The organism is Psychrobacter sp. NC44 (genome assembly GCF_904846655.1).
Lineage (GTDB): Bacteria > Pseudomonadota > Gammaproteobacteria > Pseudomonadales > Moraxellaceae > Psychrobacter.
The window spans coordinates 151,468-164,208 of the sequence record NZ_CAJHBN010000004.1 but is presented as its reverse complement, the minus strand read 5'-3'; the positions used below and the strand labels follow the sequence as shown (position 1 = coordinate 164,208).

General features: G+C 42.1%; 9 protein-coding genes and 2 tRNA genes. 6 read left to right on the top strand and 5 right to left on the bottom strand.

Going from position 1 to position 12,741, the window contains the following annotated elements; genetic code table 11:
- Positions 1 to 74 precede the first annotated feature (74 nt).
- A complete protein-coding gene (gene ubiE, locus JMX95_RS04710) occupies positions 75 to 1,211 on the bottom strand; it encodes a bifunctional demethylmenaquinone methyltransferase/2-methoxy-6-polyprenyl-1,4-benzoquinol methylase UbiE (RefSeq protein ID WP_201560138.1) in 1,137 nt (378 codons plus the stop codon).
- Positions 1,212 to 1,292: 81 nt separating this feature from the next.
- Positions 1,293 to 2,003 (bottom strand): FFLEELY motif protein, encoded by a 711-nt coding sequence (locus tag JMX95_RS04705; protein WP_045451210.1) that lies wholly within the window; start codon positions 2,001 to 2,003, stop codon positions 1,293 to 1,295.
- A gap of 253 nt (positions 2,004 to 2,256) precedes the next feature.
- On the opposite strand from JMX95_RS04705, the gene JMX95_RS04700 reads away from it, so the two are divergent.
- Together JMX95_RS04700 and JMX95_RS04695 are read left to right on the top strand one after the other, a co-directional pair.
- Positions 2,257 to 3,885, top strand: coding sequence for an ATPase (locus tag JMX95_RS04700; RefSeq protein ID WP_201560137.1), 1,629 nt, complete (start codon positions 2,257 to 2,259; stop codon positions 3,883 to 3,885).
- Positions 3,886 to 4,493: 608 nt separating this feature from the next.
- On the top strand, positions 4,494 to 6,101 hold the full coding sequence (locus JMX95_RS04695; RefSeq protein WP_201560136.1) for an inorganic phosphate transporter: 1,608 nt from the start codon (positions 4,494 to 4,496) through the stop codon (positions 6,099 to 6,101).
- A gap of 120 nt (positions 6,102 to 6,221) precedes the next feature.
- On the opposite strand, the gene JMX95_RS04690 is transcribed toward JMX95_RS04695, so the two are convergent.
- Positions 6,222 to 7,865 (bottom strand): aminotransferase class I/II-fold pyridoxal phosphate-dependent enzyme, encoded by a 1,644-nt coding sequence (locus JMX95_RS04690; RefSeq protein ID WP_413786816.1) that lies wholly within the window; start codon positions 7,863 to 7,865, stop codon positions 6,222 to 6,224.
- A 646-nt stretch (positions 7,866 to 8,511) separates the two neighbouring features.
- Here JMX95_RS04690 and msrB point away from each other — a divergent pair.
- The 4 genes from msrB (at position 8,512) to JMX95_RS04670 (ending at position 10,090) form a co-directional block, all read left to right on the top strand.
- On the top strand, positions 8,512 to 8,937 hold the full coding sequence (gene msrB / locus JMX95_RS04685; RefSeq protein WP_045448234.1) for a peptide-methionine (R)-S-oxide reductase MsrB: 426 nt from the start codon (positions 8,512 to 8,514) through the stop codon (positions 8,935 to 8,937).
- Between the two features lie 159 nt (positions 8,938 to 9,096).
- Positions 9,097 to 9,582, top strand: a complete 486-nt coding sequence (locus tag JMX95_RS04680) for a glutathione peroxidase (RefSeq protein WP_201560135.1) — start codon at positions 9,097 to 9,099, stop codon at positions 9,580 to 9,582.
- A gap of 304 nt (positions 9,583 to 9,886) precedes the next feature.
- Positions 9,887 to 9,962, top strand: a tRNA-Val gene (locus JMX95_RS04675).
- A gap of 51 nt (positions 9,963 to 10,013) precedes the next feature.
- A tRNA-Asp gene (locus tag JMX95_RS04670) sits at positions 10,014 to 10,090 on the top strand.
- Between the two features lie 287 nt (positions 10,091 to 10,377).
- Here JMX95_RS04670 and JMX95_RS04665 read toward each other — a convergent pair.
- Entirely contained in the window at positions 10,378 to 11,859 is a 1,482-nt protein-coding gene (locus JMX95_RS04665) for an ATP-binding protein (RefSeq protein ID WP_201560134.1), read from the bottom strand.
- A gap of 1 nt (position 11,860) precedes the next feature.
- A complete protein-coding gene (locus tag JMX95_RS04660) occupies positions 11,861 to 12,628 on the bottom strand; it encodes a heavy metal response regulator transcription factor (protein WP_201560133.1) in 768 nt (255 codons plus the stop codon).
- Positions 12,629 to 12,741 lie beyond the last annotated feature (113 nt).

Sequence of the window (12,741 nt, the reverse complement as noted above, 5' to 3'; positions counted from 1 at the left end):
TTTGTAAAGGTCAGTTGCCACCATTTTACGTGATGGCATGTCTATTACTATGTAATGTAATTTAAAACTTAATCTTACGCTTTAAAGCCGCGATGGACAGCGACAATACCAGCCGTCAAGTTATGATAATCACAATTTTCAAAGCCCGCTTGCTGCATCATTTGTTTCAGCGTCTGTTGATCAGGATGCATACGAATCGATTCGGCCAAGTATTGATAACTCTCAGAATCATTGGCAATCAGCTTGCCCATAATAGGTAAGGCGGTAAATGAGTATAAATCATAGGCCTTAGACAATGGCTCAAATACAGGTTTTGAGAATTCTAAAATTAATAAACGTCCACCTGGCTTAAGTACACGGTACATAGATTTGAGCGCTGCGTCTTTGTCCGTGACATTACGTAGACCAAAGCTGATAGTGACCAAATCAAAGCTATTGTCATCAAATGGTGCGAGTGTTTCTGCATTGGCCAATACAAAATCGACGTTGTTGCAGCCAGCATTGATTAAGCGTTCACGACCGACTTCGAGCATGGCGGCATTGATATCTGATAACACCACATGACCATTTCTGCCGACTTCACGGCTAAAGACTTTGGCTAAATCACCCGTACCGCCAGCGATATCAAGCACATGTTGACCCGCACGCACGCCTGATAAGCTGATGGCATAACGCTTCCATAGGCGATGAATACCAAATGACATTAAGTCGTTCATGATGTCGTATTTTTTGGCAACTGAGGTAAAAACATCGGCGACCCGTGCTTGCTTTTCAGCCTTATTGACGGTCTTGTAGCCAAAATGCGTTTCTTCATTACCGTCAGTATCAGGCGTATGTGGATTATTGATGTCATCACGCTGATTAAAAAGTGTTTGTTTGGCGGTTTGTATTTGTGCAGATGTATTGTCTACAGTGTCGCTATTGGCGTTGTTGCTGGTAGTATGGTTTGGCATAGTGGTTTGTTGGCCTTGTGGCGTTCCCGTTGGTAGGTCTTGGACTTGTGTAAAGTCATTTCTCTTGCTGTTTTCGATGCCAGCATCAATACCCGTATTAAGCGTGGTATTATTTTCATAGCTTTGACGTGCTTGCACCTGTGCCGTAATATTTTGATTGTGGGTGATGCTATCTCTGACCAATTTATCTTGTAAATGACCATTGATGGTAGGTTTTTGATTGAGATGCGCGTTGTTATTATGGGTGTTATCGGTCATAGCATTATCCTGTGATTCACTTTTATGATTATTGGTTTGCAAGGTATAAAATAGCAGCTAACCAAGCAAATGATGCGTCTATCATACACCAAACGTCATTGGCTTACCGCCATTATCCGTCTCATGAACACGGTCAATAATCTCAAGCTCACGCTCACAAAACGGTTCAATAAAGCCGCTGACACTTTTTAGTGGTTTCATCGCTTTAAAGCCTGAATCGATAAATTCATACAAAGGCTGATAGTTGTAACGGTAGGCGGTGCCTTTAGCCAAGGCAAAGGCTTTTTGCAACATAAAAGAGTTTATATATTTATCGGTACGATAGCACACCTCTTTTAAATGACCGATTTGGATACGTCTGGTGTCGGCTTCATTGACTACGCGATAGGCGTTCAGCATGTTGTCTTCGTTAACGGCTAAATCTTGAGCCAATAGCCATTCTGCTAAATGTAAATCTAGCTCTATCGCTAAGATAGCTGCTTGTATTGCCATGCTGCCAGTCTCTAAAGCCGCTGCTGGCGCAAAACGTTCAACTTTTTGCGCTTTAGGCACAATACGTTCTAACTGTCTGGCCAGCAATTTAAACTCATCGCCGCCATACAATTGTGTCAAAAAATAATCTGCCATCAGCTGATTTTGAGGTTGCTCGAACAAGTCTTTGTGAGTGTTCTGAATACGATCTCGTTGCCAAGCTTGCACCTCACTAAGTTTATCGTTTAATGCCAAATCTTCATGATAAGGCAGTGCCCAAAAACGGTTCAAATGTTGTTGTAAATCGGCTAAAGAGGCCATGGTCAGTAAACCTGCATAAAAGTAAAGAGGATTAAAAGGTTGCGAATAAAAAGCTCAGGATAAACCGTGTTTTATACTTTTGGTTTTTGTATTTATAGAGCGTGATTACAGCATGTGTCTGAGATTGTGTTCACCTTAAAAGAAAATAAAGCAGAATACAAATGTCAAACTGTTACATAGCAGCGTTATTTACCGAATTGCTGCAATGCTATGATGGCGCTAACACGCTTTCAATCATAGGATGATGACAGTTATGAGCAAAAATAATAAGACGACTGAACCCACCGCACCACAAGCGCTAACTGCACAATTTAGTGAGCAGATTATCGATGAGCGCTTAACTCCCAATCCCCTGAGCCAGTTTTCTATGGACAAAGATGCACTGAGATTGGCACTGGTCACGGCCCAATATGCTCTACGAGCAACGCGGCAACAGACGCCGCCAATCCTCAATAAACCAACAGGGCTATTGGTATTGGTCAATGGTATGGAGCAGGCAGGCAAGGGCACAGCTGTTAAGCAATTGCGCCAATGGGTAGATCCTCGACTACTTAAAGTTGAGGCAACCGTTGGTGATTGTCCCTTAGCGTATCAGCCGATTTGGCAGGCACATATCAAGGCATTACCCCGTCATGGCGATGTGATGGTTTATTTTGGCAACTGGTATGCTGACTTGCTTTATAACGTCATGCGTATGACAACGTCAGACAACGACAAAGCGTTACCGACTGCGCAATGGCAAGCCTATTTACAGCAGCAGCTTATTAAGCTACAAGCATTCGAACAAGACCTAGCTACCAATCAAACCCGACTGCTTAAATGCTGGTTTCATGTCGATATCGAAACATTGCAAGCGCGATTGAATGACGATGAAGCCGATCCGCAGTTTTTATACCAAATTGACTGGAATAGTAAAAAAGTTATCGAAACCTTTAATCAAGTGGCTACCGTTCTGCTACGCCAGCAAGATGATTGGATCATCATTGATGGTGATGACAAGTCAGATGCGGCTGACCACTTTTGCCATGAAGTGCTACAAGCGATGCAAACCGCGCTAATGAATAGTAAAAAAAATACAGTAAAAATCTCTGATAAATCAAAGGCTAAGAAGCAAGCTCAGCAAGCACTCAAATCAGCAAAGTTTGAACCTGTAAAAATTCCTAAATTTTTAAAAGATATCGATGATGCAGAGATTGATAAGTCGGACTATCGTGATGCGTTGGTAGAAAAACAAGTTCGCCTTGCCCAGTTGCTGCGTGCGCGCAAAGGGCGTCATATCGTTTTTGCCTTTGAAGGAATGGACGCTTCTGGCAAAGGTGGCGCGATCAAAAGATTGGTGGCGCCGCTCGACCCACGCGAGTATCAAATTTATAATATCAGTGCGCCAATGCTATATGAGCTGCAACATCCTTATCTATGGCGTTTTTGGACCAAACTTCCGAACGAGCAAACCGACCGTATCAGCCGTATTGCCATTTTTGATCGGACTTGGTATGGGCGCGTTTTGGTTGAGCGCATTGAGGGTTTTGCCACGGATGAGGAATGGCAGCGTGCTTACGATGAAATCAATCGTTTTGAGGCGGATTTAGCCGCGGCGGGGACAATCGTTATCAAATACTGGTTGGCTATCGATAAAAAAGAACAGCTTAAACGTTTTGAGGCACGTCAGGAGACACCGCACAAGCAGTTTAAGCTGACGGACGATGACTGGCGTAACCGTGATAAATGGTCGGATTATGTGCAGTCTGCGGCGGATATGCTGGCACGTACCGATACAGAGTACGCACCGTGGTGCGTCATCGCGACCAATGAGAAGCGTCAAGCACGTTTGGATGTTTTAGATCATGCGATTAAGCAACTATCAGCGGTGTGTGGCAGCTGATATGCGATTGGTCATTATTATATATTTAACGTTAAATAAATTCAGGGAAAGAGAGTATAATGCGGCGTTACAGCAGGATGTTTTCTAACACATATGCTGGCAGTTACAAATCTTGCAATATCATCATGCATTATGCGCTTATATTTAATATAATAGGCGCGTAATAGCTCCTGCTGTGCACTAAACTCACTGAGTGAGTAGCGTGTTTTATCCTTTGACACAGACATTTTAATCACTCTGGTTAATAAGTTTGGTAAAGGTTCTTACAATAGCAGTTATTAGCACCAAAATTATTACTACGACATCTCTAAGCCGCAAGCTGCTGTAATCAGACGATTTGGCAACATTCCTTGCGGCTTTGTGACATATTGAGTGATGTGTTTTACCTTATTTATTGCCTTTACGTAAAATAAAATACGAGTAAATAAAAGATAAGCGTTAGGGTAGAGCACCAAGATAGCAGTAAGAAAAACCGTTTTTTAGCAAGCATATTGCGCGTTTCATATACGTTATATTAATGTTAGAAGTCATCACGAGCATTATTAATAGCCGCGCAATGTCATCAACCGCCTATAATTTCAATCAGCTTACGCAGGACGTATCAACGTATGGGTATTAGCAACAGTTCTACAGAGCCAGCCAAATCAGTCGGTTCTATGAGAATAAATCTATTTTTTGCCATTTTACTGATTGCGATGACCTCCTACTTTTTGTGGTGGGGTCTAGATTACACGATGCGTCAACAGACGACGCTATTTATTGTGGCCACCGCTTTTGGTGTCTTTATGGCATTCAATATTGGTGGTAACGATGTCGCCAACTCCTTTGGTACCTCAGTGGGTGCAGGGACGTTGACTATCCCGCAAGCGCTGGGTATCGCAGCGATATTTGAAGTGTCCGGAGCCGTACTGGCAGGTGGTGAAGTCACCGATACCATTCGAAGCGGCATTGTCGATTTAGATGGTCTTTCAGTAACGCCCAACCAATTCATTTATGTCATGCTGTCAGCGCTCATCGCTGCCGCATTTTGGCTGTTATTTGCCACCAAAAAGGGTCTGCCCGTTTCGACCACGCACGCTATTATTGGCGGCGTTGTTGGTAGCTCTGTTGTATTAGGTATCACGTTAGGTGGTACTGAAATGGCATTATCAACGGTGAATTGGAGTACGATTGGCACCATCGCGATTTCTTGGGTATTATCACCGCTATTGGGCGGCGTTTTGTCCTATGTATTATATGGACAGATTAAGAAAAATATCATCGAATATAATGATAGAACAGAGGCGCACATTGCGACTTTGAAAGGCGACAAAAAAACCTTAAAACAAAACCACAAAGAATTTTTGGACGGTTTAACAGAATCAGAACAACTTGCCTATACGTCAGCGATGTTGCGTGATCAAGAAATCTACAAAGATGATGATTGCGATGTTGAAGATTTAGAGACTGATTATTATAAACAGCTTTATGAGATTGAAAATGAACGCAGCAACCTTGATACGCTAAAAGCGTTGAAGCAATGGGTTCCTATCATTGCGGCTGCAGGCGGCGCGGTCATGGCCTCTTTGGTCATCTTTAAAGGTCTAAAGAATGTCAATAATGGCATGACGACGCTGCAAGGCTTTTTAATCATGGGTATGATCGCGGCGCTGGTGTGGCTTGCGACCTTTATCTATACCAAGAGTATCCGCGGTAAACATAAAGAGGATTTGACTAAAGCGACGTTTATTATGTTTAGCTGGATGCAAGTCTTTACCGCCTCTGCTTTTGCCTTTAGCCATGGCTCAAACGATATTGCTAATGCAGTCGGTCCTTTTGCCGCGATTATGGATGTTATCCGTACCAATAGCATTGCAACTGAAGCCGCTGTACCGCCTGCGGTTATGCTGACCTTTGGTGTTGCGCTTATCGTTGGTCTTTGGTTCATTGGTAAAGAAGTCATTCAAACGGTTGGTACCAACTTGGCAAAAATGCATCCCGCTTCTGGTTTTTCAGCTGAATTGGCTGCGGCAGCAGTGGTTATGGGCGCATCAACCATGGGTCTGCCCGTATCGAGCACGCATACGCTAGTAGGCGCGGTACTTGGTATCGGTATTGTCAATAGAGACACTAATTGGGCGTTGATGAAACCTATCGGTTTGGCATGGATCATTACGCTTCCTGCAGCAGCGGCAATGTCTGCCATCAGTTATATTATTTTGGTTAATGTTTTTTAACACGTACGCTTATTAAGGCTTTCGTTTAAGTCTTATTTAAGGTTATTTATAAGCACGTTTCAAATAAAAAACGCTTATCAGCATCATGCCGATAAGCGTTTTTTTATGTCAAATTAAGGTCTATTCGGTACCAAATTGTTTGCGCTTTTTGGCAAAGAAGCGATCCAAGCGATCCATGGCATCTTCTAAATCATGTAGGTTTGGCAAAAATACCAAGCGGAAATGATCGGGCTTATCCCAGTTAAAGCCTGTTCCTTGCACCATTAAGACATTTTCTTCAACAAGCAAATCCATCATAAATGCCATATCATCTTCGATAGGGTAAACATCAGGATCCATCTTTGGAAAGCAATAAAACGCGCCTTGTGGCATGGTACAAGAGATACCTTTGATCGCATTAAGTCGTGACACGGCCATTTCACGCTGCTTATATAAGCGCCCACGCTCTGACGTGAGCTCTTTCATGCTTTGATAGCCACCCATCGCCGTTTGAATGGCATACTGACCTTGGACGTTGGAACACAAGCGCATAGACGCTAACATGTCCAAGCCTTCGATAAAGTCAGTGGCATGGTGTTTTTTGCCAGACACCATCATCCAACCTGCCCGGAATCCCGCGATACGATGCGATTTTGATAATCCATTGTATGAGAGCACCAGCACATCATCAGTCAAGGTGCTCATTGGGGTGTGTACCATATCATCATAAAGAATACGATCATAAATTTCATCGGCCATGATGATTAAATCATGCGCTTTAGCGACCTCAATAATTTGTTTCAGCAATTCATCACTATAAAGTGAACCCGTTGGATTATTAGGGTTAATCACCACGATACCTTTGGTTTTAGAGGTGATTTTAGATTTAATGTCTTCGATATCAGGATGCCAATTGTCGTCTTCATTACAGCGATAATGTACCGCTGTGCCGCCAGCTAGGTTCGCCGCTGCCGTCCAAAGCGGGTAGTCTGGCATTGGGATAAGCACTTCGTCACCATCATTCATCAAGGCCTGCATGGTCATTACAATCAGCTCAGAAACTCCGTTGCCCAAATAGACATCACGGACATCAACTGCCGATAGCAACCCTTTTGATTGGTAGTACTGTAGGACGGCTTTACGCGCTGAAAAAATCCCTTGCGAGTCGGAATAGCCGGTCGCGTCTGGTAGGTTCATCGCCACATCGCGCAAAATCTCATGCGGGGCTTCTAAACCAAAGGGGGCTGGGTTACCGACGTTCAGCTTTAATATACGTTTGCCTTCTGCTTCCATCTTATTGGCTGTTTGTAGTAGCGGGCCGCGAATGTCGTAGCAAACATTTTGTAATTTATCCGATTTTTTTATTGTGTTCATAGTGTGACCACTCATAGGGTTATTTTGTGAGTTTGTATCTATAGTAGGAGTTGTAGCTGTTTGATTGGTTTGGGAGTCACGCATCTTGTCAGCTTGAGCGGATGACGTATTTTGACTATTCTTATTATGAGAATGAGCGCTCTTACTCACCTCTTTATTATTATCACTGTCGTTTTTTAGTTCGCCGCGTAACAGATAGCCTTCGCTGCAGCCTAAAATGTGTGCTAGCGTTGGTAGTTTAGATGACACAATGCCATTGGTGCCACGCTCCCAATTCGAGATAGCACCGCGACTGACTTTTGCGCCTGCTGCGGTCATGGCTTGCGCTAATTGCTCAGCAGTCAGCCCTTTATCACGACGTAGCTGTACCAGTCTTTCGGCTTGTGTGCTTTTATTTTTGTCATCAGCCATAATCATTCAAGCCTTTATTCATTAGTTGGTAATGGAGAGAAGGAAAGCAGGCATTTGTTTTAATTAAGCCTTAATGCAAGATATTATTGCATTATCAGTATCAATGCAAGCTGTTTTTAAGGAGGATATATTTATTAATGCAAGAATAACTTGCATTAATAGTATTATAGTTGCCTCATTGCTGCTCTACTAGGGCGTGTCCTTATTTTAAAAATGATAATAAAAATGAGATAAATTGTCGTCAAACAAGGAAAGTAGTGCAAATAATATCGAGATATTGCTAAGCTATTTGACGATGTTTGGCAAAATTTAGCCATTTTCAGCTCATTTAGAAGATAATCGATTGAATTGAGGACACGCCCTATATATCAAACTTCTTTCAGAGAGTTATTATCATGGCTACATCTGTATTCATTGATATGTTAAGAAAATTTGCTGTATTTTATTTATCATAGCTTTTTCGATACCTTACGCTATCACTTGTTTATGATGGTTTTCTTGTAATGTATGCCTTGAATATTGAGTGAATAAACAATAGATAAGGCCCATCGTTTTTATAAAAATATGGCGATAAAGTGTTAGTTAATAGCAGATAAAAGCTAATGCTAATGGATGAGATAATACATACCCAAATTAAGGATACATTATGCAAGACAATCAACTTAGCCAAGAAGAAATCAGCCAATTAACAGAAGCTGATTGGAAAGAGCGTTTGAGTGCTGATGAATATCACGTGATGCGTGAAAAGGGTACAGAACGCCCATTTACGGGCGTCTATAACGATGCGACTGATGATGGTATTTATCGCTGCAAAGGCTGCGGTGCGAGCTTATTTGACTCAAGCAATAAATTTGATGCCAGCTGTGGTTGGCCAAGTTTTGACCAAGGAGTTGATAACAGCGCTATCGAGGAGCATGTGGATAATTCGCTTGGCATGACGCGGACAGAAGTAACCTGTAGTAACTGCGGCGCACATTTAGGTCATGTCTTCCCTGACGGCCCAAGCGAGACGACGGGGATGCGCTATTGCATCAATTCTGTGTCTATTGATTTAGATAAATCTGAAAAGTAATTGTTAAAAAAATTGCTTAGAGTATTTTAGAGTCATGGCAGGGAAGCGCGAGATGCTGCCTTGCCAGTTATTAGTATTATTAACGTTTTCAATGTTATTGAAAAATGAGCACAGTTTAAAAAAACCAAAATAATAAATTAATCAATTTAAGGACAAATGATGAGTACTATTTATGATTTTACCGCTGAACGTATGGACGGTACTGCAAAAGCCTTTGCTGATTATCAAGGTAAGGTGTTATTAATCGTCAATACCGCGAGCAAATGTGGATTTACGCCGCAATTTGAAGGCCTAGAGGCAGTATATCAGCAACATAAAGATCAAGGATTGGTCGTTATTGGTTTCCCCTGTAATCAATTTGGCGGGCAAGATCCAGGCAGTAATGAGGAGATTGGCGCATTTTGTCAAAAGAACCATGGTGTCAGTTTCCCAATGATGGCGAAGGTTGATGTCAATGGCAAAGACGCTCATCCTATTTTTGATTGGCTTAAAGAGCAAAAGGGTGGCGTATTAACAGACGGTATCAAATGGAATTTTACTAAGTTTTTAATTGGTAAAGATGGACAGGTCATTGACCGCTATGCGCCAACCACCAAACCAGAAGCCATAAAAATGGATATCGAACAAGCATTAGCCAGTAAATAGGGTCATGCTTGAAAATTTATTGGTTTTTTATAAAAATATAAATCCAATGAAAACATAGGCTTGTCAGATTAATAAATAAAAACCTATAAAATAGGTTAAAAAACTGAAAATACTGTTTGACAGCCATGTGTAAATCTATATAATACACACCCACAGCAAGGGGACTTAATTAAGTTCAATGTTGTTAGAATTTTTACTGACTTAAAGCGTGACAACTTTAAAGATTAAACTTTCTATAAAATTCCTTTTAAGGAATTTTAACTTGCGAAGTTAAAATTGCAGTGCAATTTTTTAAAGCTTCTTAGGGTGATTAGCTCAGTTGGTAGAGCGTCTGCCTTACACGCAGAATGTCGGCGGTTCGAATCCGTCATCACCCACCACTCTTTTTAGCGAGTGTCTCTGTAATAAGAGAAGATGCTAAGACGACCTAAGCAGCGGTAGTTCAGTTGGTTAGAATACCGGCCTGTCACGCCGGGGGTCGCGGGTTCGAGTCCCGTCCGCTGCGCCATATTTAGTAAAAAGCTAAAACAAATTTTAAACTCTCGAGTTTAAGCAAGTTTCGCCTCAAACATAATTTTGTTTGGGGTTTTTTTGTGTCTAAAATTCTTCTTACAGCCTTTATCTATAAAGGTTGGCTTTTTTTCCTTATCAACTCTTAGGGACTAGTCTATCTTCGATAAAGTATTCTCTATAAGTTTGTTTGCATACATTCTAACTTTTGAAAATCGCTGATCACCTCCTTGCTGACCACCTGCTCGGTGACCAAAAGGTGACCATTTCTCGATTAAACACGCCCTATGATTCTTTTAATAACTGTACGTTAACTTGAAAGTAATACTCATCCTTAATGGTAATACTGACTTTGCCGTTATGGGCATTGACGATCGCTTGTACGATGGCCAATCCCAGCCCTGTGCCCGAATGCTGATTATTGGATTTGTGATGACGATAAAAGCGTTCAAACAGTCTATCTGCTTCCGCTTGAGTTAGAGGCGTCTGCAAGCGATTAGTGATGGTGATGTTTAGCGATGGCTGCTGAGCCGTTTCTCTAAGGGCGTGAGCGTTATGTTTTATGAGGCTAGCAGTCTTAGAAACGGCGGTAATAGTAATGATACTGTCGCTGGCGGCGTAGTAAATCGCATTAGATATCAAGTTGGCAAACAGCCTTTGTAACAAGCTCTCATCCCCTAATACCACATCAAATGCCCCTTTTTTCTCAAAAGAGATACCGCGCTCTTCGGCTATCAGCTCAAAATAATCGATGAGCTTAATTATCAGTGAGTCGGTATCGACAAGATGACGTTGTGAGTCGTATAGGCCTTTTTGAGTTTTTGCCAGCAATAGCATATTGTTAATTAGCAGGGATAGTTGCTTGAGCGTGTCGTGTTGATGATGTAACTGCTCGACATATTCTTGATGGTCTCTAGGTTTACTGAGCATCACTTGAGTTTGGGTGCTTAACGTTGCCAGTGGTGTGCGCAGTTCGTGAGCAATGTCATCTGAAAACTGTGATAATGAGGCAAAGTTGTGTTCGAGTTTATCCATCATGGCATTATAAGCGTCAGCCAAGGGTCGCAACTCGCTTGGCATTTCAGAGACGATGATTCTATCGTCTAACTGCTCGGCGTTGATACGTGCCATTTTTTGACTGATGGTCGCTAAGGGGGCGAATCCTAAATAGACGCTAAAAGCCGCCACTGATACCAAGATAAAAGTGATCGCAATAAGTATCAGAATAAGATGGCGATTAAACTGGGCAAGGTATTGATGATGCACATCAATCGGTAGCGCGATGAATGCCAAGCGATTAGAGTGCTCAATGACCAGCGCGCGATAATGACGATGATTAAGCTGCAAGTCAAAGGGTTGATCGCGGTGCTGCTGCCATAGTTTTTCGACCAATTGGGAGTCATTGAGTTTATCAATAAAATCCTTTGGCTGACTATTGATGACACGCCCATTATGGTCAGTGATAATTGTTTTGACTTCATAATCTGGTCGAAAGATATCTACCACAGATGATGCTGTATTGGCGAGATGAGCAGGGTCGGCAAGGTTGTTAGGGCGCTGATCATCCGATGTCACCTCTGTCATGTACTGTCGTAAATTAAACGCAGCGTGAGTCAGGATCTCTGAGTCCATTTGTTCAAAATGATCATTGACCGAACGCTGTATCCATATGTACAAAAAAGCTTGAGATATCAGCACGCATACCGTTAATACTAGAGTAGTGCGCCACAGTAATGATAGGCGTCGATGCTCCGATTTATATGCCATGCTATTTCACTTCAACGTGATTGAGTTTAGAAACCGTATTAGCCTCACTACTCACATTAATGTTGGTGTCATTATTGACTGTAACGGCGTTATTGTCCGCTTCTAGTTTATAGCCCATACCGCGTACGGTATGAATGAGCTTATTTTCAAAGCCATCGTCGATTTTACTTCGTAAGCGTCTTATCGCCACATCAATCACATTGGTATCGCTATCAAAATTCATATCCCATACTTGTGAAGCGATGACAGAGCGGGGCAATACTTCGCCTTGATGCTCAAGTAAAAACTGCAATAGCGCAAATTCTTTGGCCGTCAATTTGATAGAACCTTTATCTCGATGCACACTACGTTTGGCGATATCCAGTTTTAAATCAGCCATTTGAAGCACTGTGCTGGCGTAATCTGCTTGATTGGCACGGCGTAGTAAGCTTTTGATTCTGACCAGCAGCTCAGCGAAGGCAAAAGGCTTGGTAAGATAATCGTCACCGCCAATCTCAAAGCCTTTTATGCGGTCACTAAGGTCATCTTTTGCGGTCAAAAATAATACAGGGGTGGTGTTACCAGCAGCGCGATAGTTACTGACCAGCTCAAAACCACTGACATCAGGCAGCATCACATCCATCACCACGACAGTGAAGTCCTCAGTCATCAATGCATGATACCCATCTAAACCGGTGGTTTTATGCTCAACGATAAAACCTGCCTCGCTTAAACCTTTTTTAATGTAGTCGCCAAGCGATAACTCATCTTCGACTAACAATACTTTCATAGCATACTCGCGCCAATTATTTAGGATGAGATCAATATAAAATGTCTCTATTATTATCAATCATAGAGGAATACTGGTAATAAACCTATGCTAAGCCTAGAAGATGACAAAAT

Bases quoted from the DNA above. Each gene is read 5' to 3' on its own strand.
- JMX95_RS04690 (WP_413786816.1), bottom strand. From the start codon at position 7,865: ATGGCTGATGACAAAAATAAAAGCACACAAGCCGAAAGACTGGTACAG.
- JMX95_RS04680 (WP_201560135.1), top strand. From the start codon at position 9,097: ATGAGTACTATTTATGATTTTACCGCTGAACGTATGGACGGTACTGCA.
- JMX95_RS04705 (WP_045451210.1), bottom strand. From the start codon at position 2,003: ATGGCCTCTTTAGCCGATTTACAACAACATTTGAACCGTTTTTGGGCA.
- JMX95_RS04665 (WP_201560134.1), bottom strand. From the start codon at position 11,859: ATGGCATATAAATCGGAGCATCGACGCCTATCATTACTGTGGCGCACT.
- msrB (WP_045448234.1), top strand. From the start codon at position 8,512: ATGCAAGACAATCAACTTAGCCAAGAAGAAATCAGCCAATTAACAGAA.
- ubiE (WP_201560138.1), bottom strand. From the start codon at position 1,211: ATGACCGATAACACCCATAATAACAACGCGCATCTCAATCAAAAACCT.
- JMX95_RS04700 (WP_201560137.1), top strand. From the start codon at position 2,257: ATGAGCAAAAATAATAAGACGACTGAACCCACCGCACCACAAGCGCTA.
- JMX95_RS04695 (WP_201560136.1), top strand. From the start codon at position 4,494: ATGGGTATTAGCAACAGTTCTACAGAGCCAGCCAAATCAGTCGGTTCT.
- JMX95_RS04660 (WP_201560133.1), bottom strand. From the start codon at position 12,628: ATGAAAGTATTGTTAGTCGAAGATGAGTTATCGCTTGGCGACTACATT.